Annotated in this window: 21 protein-coding genes and 2 tRNA genes; 9 read left to right on the top strand and 14 right to left on the bottom strand. The window is 26.0% G+C overall.

The window, feature by feature from the left end:
• Positions 1-373 precede the first annotated feature (373 nt).
• A complete protein-coding gene (locus Q0087_RS00780; protein WP_297897293.1) occupies positions 374-1,204 on the bottom strand; it encodes a phosphate ABC transporter substrate-binding protein in 831 nt (276 codons plus the stop codon).
• 648 nt (positions 1,205-1,852) lie between these two features.
• Here Q0087_RS00780 and Q0087_RS00775 point away from each other — a divergent pair.
• Positions 1,853-2,140, top strand: a complete 288-nt coding sequence (locus Q0087_RS00775) for a 2TM domain-containing protein (RefSeq protein WP_297897290.1) — start codon at positions 1,853-1,855, stop codon at positions 2,138-2,140.
• Positions 2,141-2,248: 108 nt separating this feature from the next.
• Here the strand turns inward: Q0087_RS00775 and Q0087_RS00770 are convergent, their stop codons facing one another.
• From Q0087_RS00770 to Q0087_RS00755, 4 genes are all read right to left on the bottom strand, one after another.
• A complete protein-coding gene (locus Q0087_RS00770) occupies positions 2,249-3,139 on the bottom strand; it encodes a PhoU domain-containing protein (protein ID WP_297897287.1) in 891 nt (296 codons plus the stop codon).
• 287 nt (positions 3,140-3,426) lie between these two features.
• A complete protein-coding gene (locus Q0087_RS00765; RefSeq protein WP_297897284.1) occupies positions 3,427-4,377 on the bottom strand; it encodes a hypothetical protein in 951 nt (316 codons plus the stop codon).
• Positions 4,378-5,017: 640 nt separating this feature from the next.
• Positions 5,018-5,090, bottom strand: a tRNA-Thr gene (locus Q0087_RS00760).
• A gap of 27 nt (positions 5,091-5,117) precedes the next feature.
• A tRNA-Leu gene (locus tag Q0087_RS00755) sits at positions 5,118-5,200 on the bottom strand.
• A 702-nt stretch (positions 5,201-5,902) separates the two neighbouring features.
• Here Q0087_RS00755 and Q0087_RS00750 point away from each other — a divergent pair.
• The 3 genes from Q0087_RS00750 (at position 5,903) to Q0087_RS00740 (ending at position 8,931) form a co-directional block, all read left to right on the top strand.
• Positions 5,903-6,064, top strand: a complete 162-nt coding sequence (locus tag Q0087_RS00750) for a 4Fe-4S binding protein (RefSeq protein WP_297897282.1) — start codon at positions 5,903-5,905, stop codon at positions 6,062-6,064.
• A 522-nt stretch (positions 6,065-6,586) separates the two neighbouring features.
• Entirely contained in the window at positions 6,587-7,399 is an 813-nt protein-coding gene (locus Q0087_RS00745; protein WP_297897280.1) for an adhesin, read from the top strand.
• A 230-nt stretch (positions 7,400-7,629) separates the two neighbouring features.
• Entirely contained in the window at positions 7,630-8,931 is a 1,302-nt protein-coding gene (locus Q0087_RS00740; protein WP_297897278.1) for an oligosaccharide repeat unit polymerase family protein, read from the top strand.
• A 112-nt stretch (positions 8,932-9,043) separates the two neighbouring features.
• Here the strand turns inward: Q0087_RS00740 and Q0087_RS00735 are convergent, their stop codons facing one another.
• From Q0087_RS00735 to cdhA, 8 genes are all read right to left on the bottom strand, one after another.
• The gene (locus Q0087_RS00735) at positions 9,044-9,535 is read right to left on the bottom strand and encodes an avidin/streptavidin family protein (protein ID WP_297897275.1); all 492 of its coding nucleotides are present in this window, start codon (positions 9,533-9,535) and stop codon (positions 9,044-9,046) included.
• A gap of 276 nt (positions 9,536-9,811) precedes the next feature.
• Positions 9,812-10,294, bottom strand: a complete 483-nt coding sequence (locus Q0087_RS00730) for a 4Fe-4S dicluster domain-containing protein (RefSeq protein WP_297897273.1) — start codon at positions 10,292-10,294, stop codon at positions 9,812-9,814.
• 149 nt (positions 10,295-10,443) lie between these two features.
• A complete protein-coding gene (acsC, locus tag Q0087_RS00725) occupies positions 10,444-11,820 on the bottom strand; it encodes an acetyl-CoA decarbonylase/synthase complex subunit gamma (protein ID WP_297897271.1) in 1,377 nt (458 codons plus the stop codon).
• A gap of 28 nt (positions 11,821-11,848) precedes the next feature.
• Positions 11,849-13,018: a CO dehydrogenase/acetyl-CoA synthase subunit delta gene (gene cdhD / locus Q0087_RS00720; RefSeq protein WP_297897268.1), complete on the bottom strand. Its 1,170-nt coding sequence runs from the start codon at positions 13,016-13,018 to the stop codon at positions 11,849-11,851.
• A gap of 146 nt (positions 13,019-13,164) precedes the next feature.
• Positions 13,165-13,917 carry an AAA family ATPase gene (locus Q0087_RS00715; RefSeq protein WP_297897264.1) on the bottom strand — a complete coding sequence of 251 codons (753 nt, stop codon included), beginning with the start codon at positions 13,915-13,917 and terminating at the stop codon, positions 13,165-13,167.
• A gap of 101 nt (positions 13,918-14,018) precedes the next feature.
• The gene (cdhC, locus tag Q0087_RS00710; protein ID WP_297897261.1) at positions 14,019-15,428 is read right to left on the bottom strand and encodes a CO dehydrogenase/CO-methylating acetyl-CoA synthase complex subunit beta; all 1,410 of its coding nucleotides are present in this window, start codon (positions 15,426-15,428) and stop codon (positions 14,019-14,021) included.
• Positions 15,429-15,599: 171 nt separating this feature from the next.
• The gene (cdhB, locus tag Q0087_RS00705) at positions 15,600-16,112 is read right to left on the bottom strand and encodes a CO dehydrogenase/acetyl-CoA synthase complex subunit epsilon (protein WP_297897259.1); all 513 of its coding nucleotides are present in this window, start codon (positions 16,110-16,112) and stop codon (positions 15,600-15,602) included.
• A 54-nt stretch (positions 16,113-16,166) separates the two neighbouring features.
• Entirely contained in the window at positions 16,167-18,521 is a 2,355-nt protein-coding gene (cdhA, locus tag Q0087_RS00700) for a CO dehydrogenase/acetyl-CoA synthase complex subunit alpha (RefSeq protein ID WP_297897255.1), read from the bottom strand.
• A 1,158-nt stretch (positions 18,522-19,679) separates the two neighbouring features.
• On the opposite strand from cdhA, the gene Q0087_RS00695 reads away from it, so the two are divergent.
• The 5 genes from Q0087_RS00695 to Q0087_RS00675 all read left to right on the top strand — a co-directional run bounded on the left by Q0087_RS00695 (position 19,680) and on the right by Q0087_RS00675 (position 23,793).
• Positions 19,680-20,186 carry a tetratricopeptide repeat protein gene (locus Q0087_RS00695; protein ID WP_297897252.1) on the top strand — a complete coding sequence of 169 codons (507 nt, stop codon included), beginning with the start codon at positions 19,680-19,682 and terminating at the stop codon, positions 20,184-20,186.
• Positions 20,187-20,743: 557 nt separating this feature from the next.
• The gene (gene cbiM, locus Q0087_RS00690) at positions 20,744-21,394 is read left to right on the top strand and encodes a cobalt transporter CbiM (protein ID WP_297897248.1); all 651 of its coding nucleotides are present in this window, start codon (positions 20,744-20,746) and stop codon (positions 21,392-21,394) included.
• Positions 21,395-21,682 (top strand): PDGLE domain-containing protein, encoded by a 288-nt coding sequence (locus tag Q0087_RS00685; RefSeq protein ID WP_297897242.1) that lies wholly within the window; start codon positions 21,395-21,397, stop codon positions 21,680-21,682.
• A gap of 411 nt (positions 21,683-22,093) precedes the next feature.
• Positions 22,094-22,924, top strand: coding sequence for a cobalt ECF transporter T component CbiQ (cbiQ, locus tag Q0087_RS00680; protein WP_297897238.1), 831 nt, complete (start codon positions 22,094-22,096; stop codon positions 22,922-22,924).
• Between the two features lie 17 nt (positions 22,925-22,941).
• A complete protein-coding gene (locus Q0087_RS00675) occupies positions 22,942-23,793 on the top strand; it encodes an energy-coupling factor ABC transporter ATP-binding protein (RefSeq protein WP_297897236.1) in 852 nt (283 codons plus the stop codon).
• Between the two features lie 12 nt (positions 23,794-23,805).
• Here the strand turns inward: Q0087_RS00675 and Q0087_RS00670 are convergent, their stop codons facing one another.
• Positions 23,806-24,360, bottom strand: coding sequence for a type II secretion system F family protein (locus Q0087_RS00670; RefSeq protein WP_297897233.1), 555 nt, complete (start codon positions 24,358-24,360; stop codon positions 23,806-23,808).
• Positions 24,361-24,458: the final 98 nt, after the last annotated feature.

The following is a 24,458-nucleotide window of genomic DNA, read 5'->3' as shown; positions in this document are numbered from 1 at the left end:
TCAACTTGGAACTATTTAAAAATTAAGGTTCAGCTATAATAGAAAAATATAAATGAAAAGATAAAAATCTAAACTATAATTTTTTAAGCAAATGTAGCCTAAAAACAATATCTTTTTTATAAAAATAAAAGAATAATTTAATTAATTAGAAATTAAACAGTAAATAACATTATTAATTTGTTATAAAGCAATATTTAAAGACTTTAATTAATATAAACAAATTATTTTTATTTATATTAGTGATTAAATTGTATTAAAAGTATTATAATTCAATGATGGACAATTAATTTTTAAAATTTAATTAAGGAATTTTAAAAGTTTTTAATGAACATAATACTTTTAATTAAAAATTTAATTTAATTTTAAATATATTTTAGGTTGAAGAAGTCTGATTAGAGGATTTTACAATTTTTTCCTCGGTTAAAACTTTTGATCCTTCTGGACTCATTACCCAATCAATAAATTCTTTTACATCACCAGTTGGAGTTCCTTTAACTAAGAAAAGGAAAGGTCTCTGTAATTCATAAGAACCGTCTGCAATAGTTGCATCACTAGGAGCAACTCCTCCAACAGTTAATGCTTTAACATCATCGCTCATGTGAGCATATGATACAAATCCTATAGCATCAGGATCTTGTTTAACAGATTGTTTAACTGCTTCAGTAGAACTTTGAACAATAGCATCAGATTTTATTTTTGTATCTTTACCCATTACAATTGCTTCAAATGCATCTAATGTACCAGAACCTTCTTCACGAGTGATTAAGTGAATTGTTGCGTCTGGACCTCCAACTTCATTCCAGTTAGTTATTTTGCCAGAATAAATATCTTTAAGTTGTTCTGTTGTTAAACCAGAAACTGTATTATTATTATTTACTGCTATAACTATACCATCTTGACCAAGAGTATATTCAGATAAACCTTTCTTTTCATCAGATTTTAACTCTTTAGAACTGGTACCAATATCGGCAGTTCCATCTTGAGCACTTTTAATACCTACACTTGAACCTCCACCTTGAACATTAATCTTAACATCAGGATGAGATGATTGATAGGTTTCAGCGAGCTTTTCTGCAACAGGCTGGACAGATGTTGATCCAACAACATCAATAGTAGAAGCACTGCCACTACTTGCAAACATCATTGCGGCTATAGCTATTATAGCAACAACAACTATTATTATGATTATATTATTTCTTTTCATATTTTTTGCACCTCAAAAATAAGTTACAATTTTTAATATATAAAAGTTACTATTCTGTGAACAATAGTTCTCATAATGAGAACAGAAAATTAAAAAAAATAATTGAAATAAAAATACAGTTCACAAAAAGTGAAATAAAATTCATCAAATCAGAATTAATATCTAAAAAGTTTAAATGGTTAAAAAAGGAACAATGATTATCTATTTAAACAAAGAAATAATATAAAAAAATTTTAGAATAAAATTACTAAAAAAAATATATGGATTATTAATCAAAAGAGTATTTACAAATTTTATAGGAAAATAATTAAAATTAATCATTTATAACTAAAAATATCAAAAATATAATAAATAATAATAAAAAGAAAAGTTTATAAAAATTATTTCTAAGTAATCCTATGGAAAACAGACCCCTATATTTCAAACTTATTTAAATATTTTTAATTAAGAATTTCAGATACTTGAAATCTAATTTTATTTTAAAATCAATAATTATAATTTAATTCTATAAATATTTCATTAAGAGAAAATATCTAAAAAATATCTAAAAAATAAAAAAATAGAAGAAAAATTATAGATAAAAATATAAAATATATATAAAATGAGAACAAATATCATAATAATTATTAATAACTATTAGGTGATTATATGGAAAATCATGAAAAAAAGAGCTATTATAATGCTAAAAGAAGAGTGAATGAAGTTAAAAATTTTTATAGGAATTTAGTTTCATATATAATTGTAAACATTTTCTTATTTTTAATAAACCTATTTTTTTCACCAGGAGTATGGTGGTTTTTAATTGTATTGGCTATTGGAGGAATATTCCTATTTTTACAATTCCTAAGATTATTTGTTTTTAAAAATAAAGTACTTGGAAATGATTGGGAAGAAAGAAAAATAAAAGAATATATGGATAATGATAAAAAATATTAATATCTTTTTATTAATATCCATTTATAAAGATAATTCTATAAACACAGTTTTATAAAAATAGACACAATTTTATAGAAATCTTTAAATTTTTTTAAATTTTTTTTTAAATTATTTTCTAAAACTTCTAGGAACAGTAGGCCGAGGTATATTTTTATGGAACTCAGTAGCTGCATCCAAAATTTCAACACATATATCCCCAATCCTCTCAAAAGATTTTACTAATCTTGATAAATAAATATAATATGTTGATTCCGTCTTATCCTCAAATGAAGTTTCAGCCATTTCAATAGCTATACAATTAAGAGCTTTTTTTTGTAAGCTATGAATTTTTTCTTCAAGAGCCATTATATCTCCTTTTAAAGATAACTCTTCATTTAATAAAGCATCCATTGAATTTTTTATCATTTTATTTATAGATTTATACATAGATTTCAATAAGTCTAAGATAACTTCATTGACTTCTTCAGTATTTTCATTTATGGTGAATTTTGAAAAGTGGTCAGAATAATCACCAATACGTTCTAGATCATAAGCAATTTCATTGAAAATAAGAGTCTTGGAAAATTGGGTTGAAGGATCAATACTTACAACTGTTTCAACAGAAGATCTTATCTTTTCAAACATATTATTAGTAGTATAATCCATTTCCATTGCTAATTCTGCTTTTTCTTTGTCATTTTCTATTAAAGCATTAAAAGCTGTTTTCATTTGTTTTAAAACATGCTCTGACATATTTTGCAACATTCCTTTAATTAAAAATGTTGCAGAATGATCCTTAGAAGAAACATCTTCTCCACCAAAATCTGCAAAATCTTCATATTTCTTTAAATCAAGAATATATGCTCTTTTCACAATATTTTCATCTATTAATGGCTTAAGTAATCTTGTAACATATCTTCTACTAACACCAAGCTTTTGTGCAATTTCATCCTGAGTAGTGGGATTATCATATAAAATAACATCTAATATGTCTTTAAGAGTTTTATTGTTTTTTTTCATTATATACCAAAAATTATACTATACTTTTATTTAAATAACAAATTTAATATAAATTTTTATACTATATACCAAATAATTTTATTTCTATAAATATTAATAATTATTTATTTTTAGACAATATATCTAAATATTTATCATATTAACATTTAGTATTTATCCATTTAAGCCACTATTTTTAAACAGTAAAATTATTAAAATAGTCCAACACCTATCAAAAAATATAAATTAATAAATAATCCAAAGAATAAGAAACTAAAAAACTAAAAAAAAAATATTTTAAATAAAAATTATCGTTTGAAATATTTCCTATTTTTAGACATGGTACTAGTTTTGCTAGATTTTATAGTTTTACCGGTTAAATTATTATTCGAAGTTTTGAATTCATGTTCCTTATTTTTAGAAGATTTGAAATCTTTAGAATCGTCAAATTCATTAAAATCATTGTTTAAATTTTTATTTTTTGATGAATCATTCTCAGTATTTGAATCTTCTTCATTATTGTAATCATCATAATCCATATTGTCATAATTAGTATATTTATATTTAATACTTTTATAATCGATGTTTTCATTGTTATATATATTGGCACTATCATTTCTGTTTCCAATTTTGTTAGAATTTAATATATTCAAGCCATTGTTTCTTTTCATATACAATGAAATAGATTCTAAAAATATTTTTATTATAATGAAAATTAATACTAAAAATATACATATAACTAAAACAACATCAAATAGCTCAAATATATCAGTGTACATATAGAAAAACTCTGGATTAAGATCCAAAAGACCCCTACCAAGTAAAATAATGCCTAAAATAAAAAGAATAATACCATATTCCTTTTTAATTACCCTAGGTTGTAACAAGGGATAAATACCCATTAAAATTAAACCAATTCCCATAAACCTTACAAGATTGTTATTAGTAAGAGTTTCTAGTTGTATAAAAAAATCTAAAAAGTCTGGATAATATATTAAATAGGAATGGAGTAGTGCTATAATAAATACTGCTAAAAATATAGCTATTAAAATTAAAGGTATTGTAAAAACTAGGCCATTTTCAACTTTTCTTATAGTTGTACTCTCAAGAGGTTCTTTAACGAATATAGAAAGCACCTGATATAGTATAGCCCCTAAAACTGCTCCTATGACTGTTCCAGCAAGCCCTAAAAAAGATGTTGTGAGTGCAACTATCCCAGATATTAATCCTGCCATTATTATATCAAAAGATTTAGACATATCATTTCCTTCATTTAATAAATAATTTATATCATTAATACAATCTAAAATGTAAATATACTCTAAAAAATATAATATCAATTATATAAACTTCAAATATTAAATAATAATTTTAAAATTATTTTAAATTTAACAACAATCCTTTTTAAAAAATAATCAAATTATTATTTAGAATATAATTATCCAAATTTATTGATTAAAATATACTAAAGTAATTTGTTGACCAAATTTGTTTATTAATTATTATAAACTTAAATATAACATCAATATTTATATATTCCTCCATAAGATAATAAATCTTATTATTATATGGTTATTTAATACCCTATTCTTATAATATATGTTACAGTATAAAACAAAAATGTTCCTTTTAAATTTTTAATTATATGTAAAAACAAAAGAAATTGATTATTTTATGGAAAATAAAAATAAATTATCTTTAAGAGGTTTTATTAGTTTAGAATAAGAAAATATAATGAATTAAACATGATTTTATATTATCTTATCTTATAAATTAAATAAAAATTAAATATTATAATGATAAACAATAGAAACTAATAAATTCTACAAAATATAACTATATACAATGAGTATAAACACAAATATAAAAAAAATATAATCAAAATTAACTATTCAAAAAAGCCTTAGGGGGGATTCGAACCCCCGGCCTATACCTTACCAAGGTATCGCTCTACCGGCTGAGCCACTAAGGCAATTTTGAGATGCATAAGTTTAAAAAGTGCAGGGGAAGGGATTCGAACCCTCGAAGGCCTGCGCCAGAGGATCTTAAGTCCTCCCCCTTTGGCCGCTCGGGCACCCCTGCATGCGAGTATACAACAACATTAGTTGTATATCATAATATATAAAATTAATGTTTTTAATCAAGATTAATATTTATATTTTATTAGTATTAATACTATTCTAAATTACTATTAATCAACTATAAATTAATAAATTGTTCAACAATAGTATTTAAAGGATTTTATGTGAATAAATACTATAATGTAAACTATAATATTATGAATATACTTAAAAAATGATCAATTTAACTAAATAAAAATCCAGATAAATTATTATCAATTTATTTAATCAGATATATATTTAATTAAGTTATTAAACATATTAATAAATATTTGATTGACATAATATATAAACTTTTAGTTAGAGAATTATAAACTTAATCAAACTAAGAATAATAGTTGAATAATAGTTAAATAATAATCAAAAAATATTTAAATATTAGCTGAAATATTTTTAATTTAATCATATTATAAACTAAATTCTAGCAATTAGAAAATAATTCTATTACATATAATATTATCATATTAAATATAGTATATAATTAAATTACAAAAATTTAAAAACTGACAAAGATTTATATTGTAAAATATAAGTTATTTATATTATAACATAATAAATTATTTTAATAAATATCGGCAATTGATATTGCAACATTTAAATCTTTAGATATTTTAGTATATAAACTTTACTCTAAAAACTTACCTAAAAATTTCATGGTGATTGAATGAAGATAAATATGTCAGAATGTGGAGTATGTGAAATATGTGTTGAATCATGCCCATTAGGATTAATAAAAAAGAAAGGATTTAAGATGGTTATTCTTGAAGGATGTGACAATTGTGGAGAGTGTCAAAAAATCTGTCCTATGGGCTGTATAATTAAATAAATCAAATATAAATTTAGTATAGTTTCAAATATTTAATTTTAATAAGTTTATAAAAGAAAGTTGATAAAAAAAGTTAATGAAAGGAATTTAATGAAAGAATTTTAATATTAAACTTAAATAAAGATATCACTAAAATTATAAATCAAAATATAAAAAAATTTATTAATACAAAAATTAAATATTAGTTATTATTTTATTATATTTTTAAATTATATTTTTAAATATATAACTATTACAATTTAATTCATTAAAATAGTCAAAATTTCTAATTTTAAAGATTAATAGAGAAAATGAATAGATATATAAAATTAATAGAAAGAATTGATAAATGATAGAATTGATAAATGGGATTAATAAATGGAATTGATAAATGATAGAATTGATAAATGGGATTAATAAATGGAATTGATAGGATAATATAAATTAATAACCATATATCATATTCAACATATATCATATTATAAAACTGTTTATTAGAAAATTAAAATTTAGAAATAATAAACTAAAGGTAAGGGCTTAGATATGAAAAAACCTAATATGAAAAACATCTTAAAAAGAATAACAATAATTGATGTTTTAATAATAATATGTATTATAGGAGCAGTAATTTTTGCTTTTATGTATACTAGTGGGAGTGAAGATAAAACAGAGTCAATATCTTTTGATTCTTCATCAATGAATAAGTTTGCTGAGAAATATTTATCATTCTATCAAGACGGAGAAGTAGTAAAAACACAAGTTGGAGGATATAATGCAACAACTGGAAAATATCAAGAATTATCTGGAACTGTTGTGTGGGTAGATGATGATTATGGAGCCAATGTACAAGTTTTAATAGATTTAGATGGAGATTCAAGTAATAAACCAATACTTGCAAGACTTTACAAAGATGAAAAACCAGCAGACATTTATATTGAACATATTACTTTGGAAACAAATGGTGAAAAATATAAGAATGTTACTGAAATTGAAGCAAATCCAAAAAATATTACTAGTTTAAGTGATTTGACAAATCAACTAGGAAATAATACGAATTATACCATAACAACCAAAATAGCTACTGATGAAAAAGATAGTAAAACATACCAAAACTTATATAACACAATGTTCCTTAATGGAAGAAAAGAATCGGTAACATCAGTATCTGAAAATATTTATGACCAAATACAAATAATTATGGCAACTCCAAAGGAAATAAATATTGCATCAGCTATTTTTGGAACAATAAATGGAGAAACAGGACTAATAACTATTAGAATATATAATTCAACACCAGAAGATATTAAAAATGTAGAAAATAACTTTGATGTATTAAACATTAGAAAAATAACCTAAAATTTCCAAATTACTAAAATTTAAAACAAATAAGGCAATTAAAATTATAAAATAAGTGTTAAATGTTCTATATAAAATATCAAATGTTATATAATTTAAAATAGATATCCAAAATAATTTAGAATATGGAAATATGTTCGTTATTTAAAATAAATTTCAATATAAATTATAATATAAATTATAATATAAACAATATTTTAAAATAGTTAAATAAACAAATAAGTGATAAAATGAGTGGGTTTTATTCTCTAACTACATTTATAAGTAGAAAAATTGAAAAATTCTTTAGAAAATCACTTTTATTTACTATTATATTTTCAATTGCAAGATTTATTGAAACACAATGGGTAAATAGCTATATTAAAAGATTATATCCTAATGAAAAGTTTTTAAGTATTTTAACAAAGAATAATATAATTAAAAATCATATATTCAATCCAATTATAGTTATTCTACTATTTTCGATATTTTTAATGCTTTCACTTAATCCAATATCTTTTGATTTACAGATTACAATAGCTATTGGATTCATTTCATTTATTATTGGTTCAATAGTTATACCCAAATACTTTTTTAAAAATTTTGATAAAACAAATTTTATAAAATTTGAAATAGCCGATATTTATTCAATAGGTTTTTGCCTAATTCTAGTTGGAGTATTGTTCTTTTTTCTCAGTGTAGCTTCAGTTGGAGGGGTTCCTCTTCTTCAACCATCTTTGCGTTATGGGCTAAAACCAATACTTACAATGCCTGTATTTTTAATGATACCAGGAATTGGTTTAGTTGGAGCTAGCTATCTGTCAAAATTTAAATCAGGAATTTTAAATAGAAGTCAAGTAAGGTTTAGATTTTTAGTTCTTGTAATTTTTAGTGGGTTTTTTTTATTTGCATTAGGATATAGAACACCAATAATAGCTTCTTTACTGATGATGATAATTATAGGTTATTATGGAAAAGTATTAGGAGTTTGGGAAGTTGTTATTGGAACCATTGCAGGATTACTTTTAATTATAGGAGTTGGATATTTCCGTTCTATGGAAGAAATGACAATAACTAGCAATACAAGTCCTTTTTACACATTACAAAGTAGAGCAGATTTTACATTAAATGTATTGAATTTATTAAACTATATTTCAGGAAACTTTGGAATTAAACATGGCGCATTAACACTTAGTGCAATCCCCGGCAGTAGTGATTCTGGACCAAGAATGATGATTGGGCAATTAATAGCATGGCGAACTGAAGTAACAATTACTCCTACATTAATAGGGCCCATGTTAGTTGATTTTGGCAAATTTGGAGTAGCGGTGGGAATGGGATTCCTTGGTTTCATACTAGGAATAGGATATAAAATATTGAAGAAAACTAAAGATTCATTTTATACTGCTTTATATGGATTACTTCTAACATATACCATTTTAGGAGTTGAAACTGGCATACTTGACATTCAAGTAATAGTTTATTTCATATTAGGTTTCTTAATTTATTTAGCCAATATACTAAAAACATATAGAAATATGCAAAAAATATAATATATTAAAATTATGAAAAATATAAGAATTATAAAAAATATGAAAAATTTGAAAAATATGAGAAATATTAAATATTAGAAATATAAAGCAAATTTAATATAAATATAATAAATTATTTAAAACCAATCATTACATCAATATCATCTTCTAATAAATCCAAATCCAAACTAGTGAAAAATGAATAAAAGAATGCTTTATCTTTTACAAAACCAATGTGCCTTTGATAAGAACTAACATTGGATTTTGATATTTTGCTTTTAAAATCAAATATCTCTACACCATCAATATTTTTCATATTAGAATCAGAGATTTTTGCCCCATTATCAATGAGAAATTTTTCCATGAAATTTTTCCAATAATCAGTAGAATTTCCTCCAGAATTAGCTACTGAAAAAGAAAAGGTACCCCCTTTACCTTTATCAGTTCTCATAGCTACAACTTCAGCAGGATTTTTATTTTCATTTTTAAATTCATGCCAATTTGACGGATAATTAAAAGCTATTTTATCATTTTCATATCTTTTAATCTCTATTTCCTCATCAAGGCTAATTTTTTTATTATCATTTTTTATAATATCATCCCCAAATATATCTATAATACACAATAAAAATTAATAAAAATTAATAAAAAAAAAATATATCTTAATTTGATAAGATTTTTATCATAATTTATAAAATATTATTGATAATTTTTATACTATTTACTTAATTTTTATAATATTATACTATAAATTTACTTTAATAATATAAAAATATGAATATTCCTTTTTATATATAATTAAAAAAAAAAAAATAGTTTTTAAGAATAAATAATAATAAATAATATAAAAATATTAAAAAAATTAATTTTAAAAATATTAAAAGTAATAAAATTAATAAAATTAATCAGATTTTGATTTAAAAGTTTTAATTGCTTCTTGAAGTTCTTCAGTTAAATTTCCATCATCTTTAAGTTCTTGAAGATCTTCAATTGAAAACACATTTAAAACATTATCTTTACATGCTTCAACACAAGCAGGAATAAGATTATCAGATTCTAAACAAAGAGTACATTTTTCAGCAGATTTTTTTTCTTTATCAAATGCTATAATTCCTATAGGACATGCAATTGCGCATAATTTACAAAGTATACAATTTTCTTCATTAACAATTAAAGTTTCGCCATCTCCGTCATTAATAATTTCAATTGCACCATTAGGGCATATTCTACGACATGGTGCCTTATCAGGATGACAATGCATACAAAATATAGGAATTGAATCCGTTTTTCTTGCTCTAGCAGTGCCATAAGTTTTTTTACACGCATTTATACATGCTTCACATTCAGTACACATCTGAGGGTCTGTGACCATTAGTGTTTTCATATAATCACCTAAATAAATTCGAATATTAAAAATAAATAAAAAGTTAAATAAGAAATAAATAATAGCTAAATACTAAATAATAACTATAATAATAAATAATAGCCATAATAGTAAATAAGAAGTTATATAACAATCAAATTAATGAATTGTTAAAACTTTTCATCTATGAAATCTGGAACGGCAGAAGAATCTCTTGGACCAACCATAACATCCCATCCAGTTTCATCCTCAATCTCACCACTCAAAGGAGCAGCCAAACCAGGAATTATCATTTTTCTTGTTTTAACCCTGTCTTCTATTCCACTTTCTTTAACTAAATCCGCAACAGACTCCCCATCAAATTGTCCTCCAGCAATTGCCACGTCTACAGCTTTACCGACAGTGTCTAAAACAAGCAAATAACAATTTGCATTGCCAGACTTTAAATCACCTTCAACAGTATAGTATGTTAAAGAAAAATTTGTAGTTAATAAAACAGGAGAATTTTCATCGACTTCACCAAATTCATATATGCCAGAATCAACAGCTTGAGGTTTTCTTGGATCAGTATATAAGCTTTGTCTTAGAGTAAGTATAGGAATAATCTCCCAAATTTCACTACCTTTAAGTATAAGAACATCTGCATATTTATTTATCAATGTAGAGGCAATAGTTGCTTCCATAGTCCCTTGTTTAATTTCATCATCATCATTATTTAATCTAACTAGTGCAGGGACACCAAGTAAAGGATATCTAAAATCTTCTTCTTTATCTTCAACAGCCAAACGCCTACTCATTACAAAATTATCTAATGTATCACCAATAGATTCTCCAGTAAGTGTTCCAGGATCAAGAACAATATCCTCAACACCATTAGATCGGAGTGTGAATACTAAATCTTTCATCTTTTCAATATCTCCTGGTGAAAAGACAGCAATAGGACATTCATATTTAATTGCCAAATCAGCCATTTCAAATATATTTTCCTTATTTGCAGCATATATCAAAGGGCGATCATTTCCAAGGAATTTAAGTGCTTCTTCCATAGCAATTGGATCAAAAGTAACTAAAAATATTGGATATTTAGAAGATTTAAGTTTTTTAGCACATTTTGCAAATTTATCAGGATCAGCAGATTTATTTCTTAAAGCTATTGCATCAAGTTGAAGTAATTCTCCAGTTCGTTCAAACTCAAGATTTTCAATTTCCTTAACTTTTTTATCAAACTCTGCATCATCTAAATCGTCCGGAATATCAACAGCCAAAATAGTTTGATTATAATAAGATTCCTCATATCTATAAAGAACTTCATCCCCACCAATTATTTTTGCTTTTTCATCTTTTCCAATTATTATCTCTTTAACAGCAGGGGCAAGTAAATTATCAAGTTTTTTAAATTTTTTGTCTGATAAATCAGTACATAAAGTCAAATCTGATTCTTTTTCAGATAATTTAGTTGCAAATGCCATACAACTTGCTTCTCCGCAATCTCCACAATTAGTTTGAGGTAATAATTTATAAACATCCATTGCAGTAACCTTAACCATAATAAAGCCTCCAAAAATGTATCATCCGTTATTCTAACTCAGTAATCCAATTTTCAATATTTGGACTTGAACTAGTTAAATATTCCTTAGTAAACGTTTCACCAATTTCTCTAAGTATTTTCACTGATTCTGGATGGAGCATCATAAATATATCTACACCATTTAACATTAAAGTAAGACCAGTAAAAATTTCCCATAAAGGACCCCGATAATCTGTTGGTCCCCATTCTTCTTTTTTCATCCAAGCTTCTCTTGAACCCCATGCATTAGTAGTTCCAGAAGACATTGGCATTTGTAGATCAGGATCTCCTTTAAGTCCTCCTAATCTAGTTCTTGTAATAACATCAATCGAAAATTCAATACCATAACCAAGAGCACAAGTTGTAGGATCCATTACGATATCTTCTTGTCTTAATCCATCCTTCATAAGATATTTATTTAGTGATTTTTGCATATTAACATCTGTAATAGCCCATGAAAGTACAGCATGACCATAATCAACAGCAGACTTAGCAACTTTATGATAATCTAAATCCATATTTGCAGATGCGAGTAAACATCTTTCACCTTCAGCAGCAGCGGCTGCCGCTTCGAGAACAAGAGGATCTTTAACAGGATCTCCAGAACCTCCAATAACAAGAGGAACATCAACCGCTTGAAGTACTTCTTCAACGGCCTGAGCACCTTCTCTAGGTGATTTATCCATAACTTTTGGACCAGTACCTATTAAGTGCATTGTTACCATATTAGCCCCATAATCTTTTACTGCTTTTTTTGCCCATTCTCCAGGAGATTCCATTACATCAGAAAAGTGTTCTCTTATTGGGCGAGGTAGACCTGGCATAGGAATGTCAAAAACATCAAATGTCACAACAGGAGGGTTTGGTTGAGGTTCTTCAAATCTATATAATGAAGTTTGTCCTCCAAGATACACAGGTTTTCTTGAACCTTCTCCTAATTGAACCTGGGCAATATTACCAGGATAATCCTTAATAGGTGGTTTAAAATCACTTGCACTGAGCATCGTCCTTTCAACATTTTTTTCAATAGCATTTTGCCTAGCCACTGTTTGTTGAACTGTCCTTGCAATAGCTGGTGCTAAATTTATTTCTAATTCTTCGAAATCCATTCTAAATTCATCAATTTCAACAGATTCTGCATTTTCCAATAGCTTTAATAGCTGATTGATCTGATCCATAAGTCCACATCCTTAATATAATTATTATATTGTTAATTTTATATTGTTATATTATATTGTTAATTCTATATTGTTAATTTTATAAATTTCAATATATAATTAATATATTATTAAGCTAATTCAATTGATTGTTAATAAATAAAATCTTATAAAATTATTTTATCAATAATTTTTCTAATAACTTCAACAGGTTCACAATCATCAGGAAGATCAATTAGTGGTTTACCTTTAATATCAAACTCATATATGGTTTCATCATCATGAATTAAACCAATAGTATCCAAACCTGTTTCTTTAGATTTTTCACATATCTCTTTTTCATTGCCAAATTTTACCCTATTTAATATTAAATATATTTGATCAAATGATATTTCTAATTCTTTAGACAATTCCCCAACTCTTGAAGCCGTATGTAATCCTCTTTTTGATGAATCTGAAATAACTAACATCGTATCAACACTTTGAGTAGTTCTACGACTTAAATGCTCAAGTCCTGCCTCAGTATCAATAACTATGAAATCGTAGTTTGAAGAAATATTTTCTATTATTTTCCTAAGCATATTATTAACTGCACAATAACATCCACTACCTTCCGGTCGCCCCATCATAAGCAAATCAAAATCAGGTGTTTCAACAATCGATTCCATGATTTTATAGTCTAAGATGTCCCATTTATTCATCCCAGAAGGTATATTGCCTTTATTTATATCTTTTTTAAGATCTTCTCTAACATCACCAACACTTTTATCAACATCAATCCCTAAAGATTCAGGAATATTTGAATCAGGATCCGCATCAATAACTAAAAGGTCTTTTCCTGTTTTAGACAATAATTTTATTAATATAGAAGAAACTAAAGTTTTTCCAGTTCCACCTTTTCCACTTACAGCAATTATCAATTTATCACACAAAGGTTTTATTTAATCTATTAATTAACATAAATTGATTAATGTGTTATAAAATATATAATCAAATTACATTAATCATTAATTAACAAATACTACTTTTTACTTCTTTTAATTATAACTTTTTCTGCATATACTTTTGCATTTTTGAAAATAATTTTAACTCCACCAGACATAGGCATAGACATCTCAGGAGCAGTGGCTACTGGTACAAATTCTTGACCAATACCCTCATCTTGATATTCCATTGAACTTTCACTTTCAGAATATTCTTCTTCATCAATATCTTCATCATTCCCTAAATTAGAAATCCTTTCTAAAATTGGATGATCTTTTTCTTTTAAAAATTCTTTTATATCATTAATAGAAGTAGCATCTTCATCAGTGGCAATTTTATCAAAGATATCCTCTGGAATAAATCCTTCTAAAGAACTTTTAATTGTGCTTGGCATCCAAACAATTCTATCATATGCTCCATCAGCTTGTAAAAATTTTGGAGACCTCATATATTCTAAACTTAACCCAGTAAATCCTTCAACCTGTTTTCCACCAGAACATTGCCCTGCCATTGATGAAAATGGAATACCTAAAGGTGTTTCACCTGCAAAATCCCTATCGACAATACCAATACCATCTAATTCAGGTATATAAAAAGCTACGGCTTCAAAACATCCACAAGAAGTATGAGGATATTCAAAAACACTATGAAGATATACTCTATCTGTTTCACCTTGTGTCTTTTGAGCAATTATTTCATTAACATTTGCATACTCCCCTTTAATATCATCTAAAACTTCACCTTTTTCAATTTCAAAAATTGATCCATCAGGATCCATCTTAGCAGAAGCCCTACAATCAAACCAATTTATAGCCCCGCATAAAGCAGTACGATCAGGAGTTACAACACACATATGAGTAGGTGCAAAAGATTGACACATCAAGCATCCGTAAAAAACATCAACATCTTCATCAGAAAGTTCTCTTGCTCTTTCATCCCTTGCAGAATAAATTTCTTGAGCATTATCTACAAATTTTTTTACATCATCTTCAGTAGTCAATATTGTCACAGAAATTTCCTCAATAATTGGAAATTCTTCTTTAAATAAAATTCCAAGAGCTTTAGCTAAATCTAAAAGTTTAAATCCAGAATTCAAAGCATCAGTACTTACTCTGCACCAAATTTGATCTCTCTGATTTAAATGCATAAAACCTTGAATATAATTACACAAATCGTGCGTTCTCCTTTCTATAACCCCTTCAAGCTCTTTTTCAAGTTTTTCACCCTTAATATCTATTTTTATACCAAATGGATAAACTTCACCTTTGGTCATTTCACTGAGCTCAGGACCAATAACTTCAAATTTCCCATCATTTAAAGATTCATCAACTCGAACAAGTTCTGCTCCAATAGATTTAGGACCAGCTAATTCTACAAACATATTAGCCGCACGTATTCTTTCACCTTCATGCATAGGACTTACATCAACAGGAATATCACTAAACATTTAATTCCTCCTCTATCAATTAAACATTAATATATGATTATAATTTTTAATAATGTAATTTTTATTAATTGTAATAATGTAATTTTCATTAAATTCAATAATCGTGATTTTCATTATATTTTAATAAAATAATTTTTATTAATATTAATAATTCTATTTTAACTATTTCTACTATTTTTTACTCATTTTACCTAAATATTTTTCCCATTCTTCATCTTTCATATTTGGAAATGATGCATCAGCATTTGAATGGAAATATTTACATATTGTCAAAGTTTTAAGGTGAGGTGCAAAGTGTTTTAATGTAGAAAGACCTTGAGAGGCAATATAATAAATACAACCTACAAAAACAACTAAATCATGGGAGCCTTCACCATTAATACCTTTCCAATCAGGATCTTTTAGTAAATTAACTATTTCAACTATACCATAATAATTACTTTCAATTCCATTTTCATTAAATGATTTAAAAGTATCTGCTGTTGTAACAATAGGCAAATCCCAAGATTCAGCTATACTTTTGACATGACCCATAAGTGGCTCATTTTTTGCATAAGGCCCTACAACAAATAGAGGTCTTTTAGATTTTTGAAGCATTAACTTTGCAGTCTCAGGAGTTGCTAACAAAGCTTGTTTTGGCCCTGCTATGACTGTTGGTTGCCATGGAATAACTCTTTCATTCATTTAATCACCATTTATTCCCATATTTTCATTATTAATTATAATCCTCAAATAAATTTATTCTTCTTCAGGAAAATCAAGAATTGATGGTTCCATAACTAATTCACGAGGTTCCCAATTATTTCTTTCTAAAATTTCTTTAACATCATTTTTATAAGTTATTGGAATATCTTTTTCATTCCGAATATATTTATAAACATCTTCAGGAATAACACCAAAATATTTTTTATTTAAATCAATATAATGATTTAGTTTAATTTGTCTTCCTTTATTGTTGTCAGTAGGCCTAAGACAACTCTTAGCAATAGCTACAGTAGCTTCTTCACGATTTTCTGCAGCAAATAGTAGATGTTCTGGAGCAGGTTCTCCTTTTATAACTTTTCGAGTCCTCATATCATTTAAATTCCAAACATCTTCTTTATCAGACCTGCCTAAGTAAAGTCTTCTGTATTTAGAACCGTGTGGCCCTAAAACTACAGGAATACCCCATCTATTAACACCAGAAGCAATAGAAGCTGCTTTTTGTGAATAAGGTCCCCATGCAACACCACATGCACCTACACGATTAAGAATATAATCAGCAATAACTTCAAAGTTTCCTTCAAGTGGTTTTTTAGCAAATATATTAGCTATTTTAATAGCAACACCAGGAATATGAGAATTAGATACGCAAGACCCAACATTAACTAAACCTTTTGCATCAAATTCACCACTATATTTTTCATATAATGTTTTTCCATCTTCATCTTTATATTCCCCAATAGACATTGCTCCACAACCACTAGTAACCACAATATAATTCCTTTCAAGGAATTCTTCAGCCATTTTAGCAACATCCTTAGCACCATCAGGATAATTAGTACACCCAACAAAAGCTATAACACCCGGTATATCTCCAAGAACAATTGGAGCACCAACACGCCTAACTTCTACATCTTGTATTGGACCTCTTCCTGCCCGGATATTGAATTTTTGGTTTTTAAGATTGTTTTCACCAACTTTAGACATTAAATTCATTATTTTAATATCTTCAGGACATTCTTGTTCACATCTACCACAAGCATAACAGATATCATGAGAGTATAGTGATTCTGCTATATCAAAATCGCCATTACCTGCAGAAGATACAGCATCCATAATAGGAAGATTATTAGGACATACCCTAACACACCATTCACATTTTGTACATTTGCTAGCTTCTTCTTGTATTTCATCCATGTCTGGAAGAGCTTTAATATATTTTCTTGTTTTAGAAAGTTTTAATGATAATTTAGTAGCCACTTCCCCAACTTTTTCAGGATCAAGGATAAGTGCCCCATCAATTTGTTTATTTAAAATATCTGCAACAATTGAATCGGCAGGATCATTTGTTTTATCAGGTAAACCCAAACACATTTTATCAGTTGTAGCTAATAATGCAGTACCTGTTTTTTGAGATTCTTCAAGAACATCAGACCTTATACATTGTTCATCAACAATTACAACATCAGCAACTCCACTTCTAAGGAATTTTAATTGTTTAGAAATAGGCCCAACAACTTTAGCCCTGTCACTATACCTAGTTATATCAATAGCAGTACAACATATACCACAAAGCTCAACATCATCTTCAAGATTATTATCCTCTAAATAATCAACAACTCCTGCACCAGGAGCAACATTATGACCAATACATAGTATAACTGGTTTATCTCTATTAATTGCACCAATACCAAGTTCTATAAGAGAAGTATCTGCTTCACCTTTTGGCAAATTTAAAGCAGCTATTTGAGAAACGTCACCAATTTCCATTCCAATATGATCCATCAAACCTGCATGAAGAGCTTTGGATTCAAAATCAAGATAATTTCCTTCTTGTCCAGTATGACAAGCAGACAATAAATGAAGATTCTCTTCTTCCATATATGCCATTGCTTCTCTAATATCTCCCAATGTTTTAGGAGCTTTACCAATTAATGTTCTCATAATTGGTGCTTCAATATCAATATTATTTCCAAAATCAACTGGATGGTCAGGGCCTACTTTATGAATTAAATATTCAAGTAAATGCCTACTATGTGCAGAATGTGCCGCAGCACCTATACAACATGTTAAAAGTGCAAATCTTCCTTGTTGAGCCTCAATATCAATTCCACAAGCACCTTTTTTTCCAGTTAAATCACATTTTCCAAAAGTACATAAACAACACATATCACAAAATGGAGCATAAAATGGAGGATATCTCTCTAAAAGTTTCATATCCCACGATCTTAAATCCGTGACAGAGGGTTTTGGAGTTGGGCCAATAAAAGTTTCCTTATCCTCAGAATCTGGAGATTTATCTTCTATAATTTCACCAAAAGAAAATTTTATATCTTTAGCTTTCCAAAAATCATCCTTAAAATCTTTAGGTTTAGTTGAATTAGGTGTCAAATTATCACCGACCTCATTATTTTTAAATTAGTATTATTTCTATTACTATATTATTTCTATTACTAAATCAGATTTCATTACTAAATTTAGATTAATCAAACTAGACTAAGTAAAATTAAATTAACTAAATTTATTATTATCATTATTAGTATTACTAAAATTATTATCAAATTAAGTAATATAAATAAGATTATTAATTTGATAATGTCCAATTACATTTTATAAAATTTTACATAAAAAAATAAATTTACATAAAACTTCATAATTTTAATTACAAGCTTGTAATCCAATATAATAATTAGTGTAAGGCAAAAGTTATGAATATACCTAATTGAATGATATATAGAAACATGATAATATTATAACCTGCAGTAAAAGTTTACACATTATAAATTTTACAGTTGTAATTAATAATGATTTATAATGATATTTTATTTTGAATTTAAAGTATATATATTTTTTGTATTAACAAATTATAAATAAATGCTACCATAATAGAAACAATGAAAACTAAAAAAATTCGCCCCATCATTAATGATATTGTAAATAAATCAATTATTCATTTTTTAAAGAAAAATATTACTTTTTTGATTAAAATAGGTAAAATTTGAAAAGGTTCTCATCATTGTCAAGTATTACGTTTTTCAACTAAAAAAACGATTAGTAATAACATAAAAAGCTTTAAATATGCATATCTTTATAAAATAATAAAATACACTATTATTAAATTCTAAATAAGATTTTAATTTTTAATAATTGAGATTAATTAAATCTTTAATAATTGAGATTAGTTAAATCTTTAATAATTGAGATTAATTAAACAAGGCAATCTTAAATAGTAATTGAAAATTAGTAATTGGATAATTAAATTATTATAATTGTTTAAAATTGAATAGTATTTAATAGTATTTTTTGCTAATAGTATTTTTTGCTTAATAAAAATTAAAAAAGTTAGAATAATTATATTGCAAATATTCAAAGTATTATAATAAATATAATACTTTTAAAAACATTATAATACATAGATATAATGTAAATTATATGTTTGTTATTAATAATATAAGTAATTTTCTGTAATGTTATTAAAGTTACTAATTTTTTTATATATTATAATAATAAAATAGAAATTAATCTAAAAATAAAATAAAGGTGTAATTAATGGAAAGATATCAAAGTTGGAAATGGTATGATACAGTACTTATAGGAATATTAATCATGGGATTTTTGATATGTATTATTATTATAAAAGATATTATCACAAGTATTGCTTGTTTGCTTTTAATAGCGATTGTTGTTTCATTTTTTAAAAAAGAAATAAATATAGCGATTGCAGAAAAGATGATTAAAAAAGGAAAACCTGAAAAAGCATTGGAATATTGTGATAAAGTCTTAAAAAAAGATCCAAATTACATATATGCACTTATAAAAAAAGGAGAAATATTTGAATCAATTAATAATCCAAAAAAAGCACTTGAATTTTATAATTCTGCTATTTCAAAAGATCCTAATAATAATATTCCCTGGGAGAAAAAAGGAGAATTATTGAAAAGTATTGGAGAAGATGAAAAAGCATTGGAAGCATTTAATAAAGCAGAAAATCTTAAAAACAAAAAAATAGAAAAAAAATTATATTATAGAATTATGAAAAAAATTGTAAAAAGATAGTTTTTTAGTTTTTAAAAAAAATTATTTTAAAAAATTTATTCTAAAAATAATTAAATAATAATATAATTAATACTATAATTTTAAAATTTATAATCAAAAATACAATATTAATATAATTAAAATAATATTATTTATATTTAATATATTAATATGATATAATTTATTATAATAATAATCTAATTAGCTATTATAATTATGAATACCAAAAATTAATTTAATATTAATAATTAAACAATTACTTTTTTTAATTTTTAAACCAACATCTAATTTCTATAAATTCTTCTTGATTTTTTTAAAACACAATTTAAAAATATTATTTTTATTTTCTAAAATATATTCAAAAAGTAATACTTTTAATATGGAAATTTTAAAAAAAATATTACTTTCAAAAGCTTTATATTGGAAATATGATATAATCATTGTTATCCAGTTAATATATAACAAAAATAATATTATATTAAACTTGGAATTTTAAAAAGAATATTTTAACAGAATATGAGGTAATACTTTATCAAAAGAAATAGTAGAAAAAGTATTACTTAGGAGGAAATGAAAGTATGCATATACCTGACGGTTTTATACCATTATGGCAATGTGCTATATATTATGTAATATTAATCATAGCACTATACTTCGCTAGTAAATGGGCAAAAAATAATCTTGATGAGAAACGTATTCCATTAATGGCAGTTTTAGCTGCAGGTATCTTCGCAATAATGTCTATGAATATGCCAATACCATTTGGTACAAGTGGACATATGGTTGGAGGTACTTTAGTAGCAATAGTATTTATGGCCCCAGAAGCAGCGATACTTGTATTTACAGTTGTTTTACTTGTTCAAGCATTGTTATTTGGAGATGGAGGAATTACAACTCTAGGAGCAAATGTTTTGAATATGGGAATAATTGGAGGATCAGTAGGATTGTTCACATTTAAAGGACTTAGAAACCATATAGGAAAATATCCTGCAATTGGAATTGCCGCATGGCTTGCAACATTTATAGCAGCAGAAGCATGTGCAGTTGAAATGGCTCTTGCTGGAACATTCCCGCTTGTTTTAGGTCTTGCATCAATGGGAATATATCATGCCTTTATTGGCATAATTGAAGCTATATTGACAATCATTGTAATAATGGCTCTTGAAAAATTCAGACCAGATTTATTAGCATGGAATAAGAAAAATAACTCTAATAGTGGAGCTGATTAGATGGAGAAGAGAGATAAATATCTAATTATAGTTGGAATTATTATATGTATTGTAGTTGCAGGTTTGTCCCCATTTATTGCATCTGGTAATCCCGATGGACTAGAAAAATCTGCAGAGGATTCGTCTGTTGGAGAGAGTGTTGCATATTCTTTTGTTGAATCACCATTTCCAGATTATACAATGGGAGACAGCGTAGCTGGTGAAATAGTTGCTTTAATTCTAGGTATTATAATAACACTACTTATAGGATTCGGAGTAGCATATATAGTTAGAAAACAAAAAACTTAAAATGAAAAATGAAAAATAATATTTATAAGTTAGTTTTATAACTAGCTTATATTTTTTAATTTTATAAATAAGAATTTTAATTTAAATAATAATATTAATTTTTAATAAAATTATTAATCTTTTAAAAATAATAAAACCTATTATAATTATTATAAAAGTATAAGATTAATAATTTTATTTAAATAATAAGATTATTAATTATAAGAATAAAAATATAAATAATATTAAATATAATTTTAAAAAAGAATAAAACTTTTAAGAAATAAAAAATATTTATAAAATTCAATATATAAAATTCAAATAAAATGCGAGATATTAAAATAAGTAAATAAATTTTATATATATGATTTTAAGTTGAGATAACTTTTTTTGCTGAGAAAATTTTAATTTTTATTAACCGGAGAATATTTAATGAATATTAACGAAACTTTAGACTTAGAATCATTGTCATCTCAACACTCCATCATACATGATTTAGAAGGTAGAATAAAACTTATTGCAGTTTTGATTATAATAGTATATACAGTTTTTTCTAATCAGTTAATAGTTCCTTTAGTTTTTGAAATATTTTTATTAATAATGATATTTTTAGCTAAATTATCTTTTAAAAATACATTTATGAGAGTAGCACTACTTTTACCATTTGGTGGATTTATTATATTATTTCAACCATTTATTCACCCAGGAACCATAATTTGGCAGAGCTCTATTTCATGGATACATGTTACTGATTTAGGATTAAATTGGGCAATACTTTTAACCTCTAGGTTGATTGTTTGTTTAACCAGCATTGTATTATTATCTTCAACAAGCCCAATGCAAGAAATTGTTCAATCATTGAGAAAATTGGGAATGCCTCGAGATTTAGCCATGATTTTAAGTATTATGGTAAGATTCCTATTTATTTTTGTTGATGAACTTCAATCAATCCGTAAAGCCCAAAAATCAAGAAATTTTGATATTCATAGTAAGTTGACCCCTTATAAATGGAGAGTTAAACAGGTAGGTTATTCAATAGCTATGATGTTTTTAAAGGCATATGAAAAAGGAGAAAAAACATACTCTAGCATGGTTAGTAGATGTTTCTCTGATAGTTCTGATTTATACCATGTGAGGAAAAATATAAATAAATCAGATTATATTTACATATCCATAATTATTAGTTTAGTGATTATTTTACAAATTTTAGTAACTTTTTATCCAGAATATCTAGGATATTTTGGTGTTGTTTTGTACAAATAATAAGGAAGAGTATAAAAATGAAAGAAACAGTTTTATCAACTGAAAATTTAGGATTTACATATCCAGATGGTACAGAAGCAATAAAAAACATTAATATTTCCATTAAAAAGGGAGAAAAGGTAGCAGTTATTGGATCTAATGGAGCAGGAAAATCAACCTTATTTTCACATTTTAATGGATTGAGTGAACCTACTGAAGGTTTAATTAAAATAAATGGTAACCCTATTATTTATAAAAAGAAAGAATTAATGAAAGTTAGACAAAAAGTTGGAGTTGTTTTTCAAAAACCAGATGATCAACTTTTTGCACCTAGTGTTATAGAGGATGTGGCTTTTGGACCTATGAATTTAGGATTATCATTAGAAGAAGTAGATAAAAGAGTAAAAGAGTCTTTAGAACTAGTCGGGATGATTGGTTTTGAAAATAAGCCCCCTCATCATTTAAGCGGAGGGCAACAAAAAAGAGTATCTATTGCAGGAGTAATTGCAATGCGCCCTGAAATCATGATATTAGACGAACCTACAGCAGGTTTAGATCCTCAAGGTGTTGAACAGGTTTTAAAGATTTTAAATGATTTAAATAAAGAAGGGATGAGTATTGTTATATCTTCTCATGATGTAGAAATGATAACAGAATTTGCAGATAAAATCTTTGTATTGCATCATGGAAAAATAATAAATCAAGGAAATACTGAAGAAGTTTTTTCAAATCATAAGTTATTAATAGAAGCTCATTTAAAACCTCCAAAATCATCCGAAATATTACATAGATTGCAAAAAAAAGGTTTAAATGTTCATATGAAGTTAACTGCCAAAGATGCTTCTGATGAAATCTTTAAAGCAAAACTTAAAAATCAAAACCAACCTTAATTATTTTATTTTTCATAAAACTGGTTCCATCTTTTTCATCATAACTCCCATAAATATTATTAAAATTGGAAAAAAGAATATATAAATAATCAGGACCAAATTACTTGGAATTATATCTCCCATTACTGTAGATGCTGCCATTAACATTATTAATAAAATTACTGGCCCTAATATTGCTATAAAAGTATAAATCATTACAAATGCGTTCAATTTCTGAGAATAATCTTTCAATTTGAGTTGAATATCATGGGAAATATCTTCAGCAATTATATTAAGATTAGAAGAAAGATTTCCCCCGGTTTTAATAGTACCAATAATTTGCTGAGTCACTCGATTTAATCCATCAGAAGAAACCCTATTGGATAAATTAAATAGTGCTTTTTCAGTTGTTTCACCATATTTAATTTCTTCAATGACTACTGAAAATTCATAGGACAATGATCCATATCCAGAATTGGATATTGAATCCATAACATCATGTAACCCTTTTCCTGACCTTAACTCTGTAACCATCTGACGAAGGGCATAAGGGAGTTCATTGGATATTTCAAGCTTATTTTTTTCCATATTTCTTTTGGGAGAAGTAATAATCCATAATATCCCAATTATATATAAAATTATAATGGATAAAGCGATTTCAAATCCAAAAAAGAAAAAGAATAAAA

This window comes from uncultured Methanobrevibacter sp. (assembly GCF_937881195.1).
In the GTDB taxonomy this organism is placed as follows: domain Archaea; phylum Methanobacteriota; class Methanobacteria; order Methanobacteriales; family Methanobacteriaceae; genus Methanobinarius.
This window is presented reverse-complemented; position numbering and strand designations above follow the sequence as displayed.

Bases quoted from the DNA above. Each gene is read 5' to 3' on its own strand.
- Q0087_RS00780 (WP_297897293.1), bottom strand. From the start codon at position 1,204: ATGAAAAGAAATAATATAATCATAATAATAGTTGTTGTTGCTATAATA.
- Q0087_RS00775 (WP_297897290.1), top strand. From the start codon at position 1,853: ATGGAAAATCATGAAAAAAAGAGCTATTATAATGCTAAAAGAAGAGTG.
- Q0087_RS00770 (WP_297897287.1), bottom strand. From the start codon at position 3,139: ATGAAAAAAAACAATAAAACTCTTAAAGACATATTAGATGTTATTTTA.
- Q0087_RS00765 (WP_297897284.1), bottom strand. From the start codon at position 4,377: ATGTCTAAATCTTTTGATATAATAATGGCAGGATTAATATCTGGGATA.
- Q0087_RS00750 (WP_297897282.1), top strand. From the start codon at position 5,903: ATGAAGATAAATATGTCAGAATGTGGAGTATGTGAAATATGTGTTGAA.
- Q0087_RS00745 (WP_297897280.1), top strand. From the start codon at position 6,587: ATGAAAAAACCTAATATGAAAAACATCTTAAAAAGAATAACAATAATT.
- Q0087_RS00740 (WP_297897278.1), top strand. From the start codon at position 7,630: ATGAGTGGGTTTTATTCTCTAACTACATTTATAAGTAGAAAAATTGAA.
- Q0087_RS00730 (WP_297897273.1), bottom strand. From the start codon at position 10,294: ATGAAAACACTAATGGTCACAGACCCTCAGATGTGTACTGAATGTGAA.
- acsC (WP_297897271.1), bottom strand. From the start codon at position 11,820: ATGGTTAAGGTTACTGCAATGGATGTTTATAAATTATTACCTCAAACT.
- cdhD (WP_297897268.1), bottom strand. From the start codon at position 13,018: ATGGATCAGATCAATCAGCTATTAAAGCTATTGGAAAATGCAGAATCT.
- cdhC (WP_297897261.1), bottom strand. From the start codon at position 15,428: ATGTTTAGTGATATTCCTGTTGATGTAAGTCCTATGCATGAAGGTGAA.
- cdhB (WP_297897259.1), bottom strand. From the start codon at position 16,112: ATGAATGAAAGAGTTATTCCATGGCAACCAACAGTCATAGCAGGGCCA.
- Q0087_RS00695 (WP_297897252.1), top strand. From the start codon at position 19,680: ATGGAAAGATATCAAAGTTGGAAATGGTATGATACAGTACTTATAGGA.
- cbiM (WP_297897248.1), top strand. From the start codon at position 20,744: ATGCATATACCTGACGGTTTTATACCATTATGGCAATGTGCTATATAT.
- Q0087_RS00685 (WP_297897242.1), top strand. From the start codon at position 21,395: ATGGAGAAGAGAGATAAATATCTAATTATAGTTGGAATTATTATATGT.
- cbiQ (WP_297897238.1), top strand. From the start codon at position 22,094: ATGAATATTAACGAAACTTTAGACTTAGAATCATTGTCATCTCAACAC.
- Q0087_RS00675 (WP_297897236.1), top strand. From the start codon at position 22,942: ATGAAAGAAACAGTTTTATCAACTGAAAATTTAGGATTTACATATCCA.
- Q0087_RS00670 (WP_297897233.1), bottom strand. From the start codon at position 24,360: ATGGAAAAAAATAAGCTTGAAATATCCAATGAACTCCCTTATGCCCTT.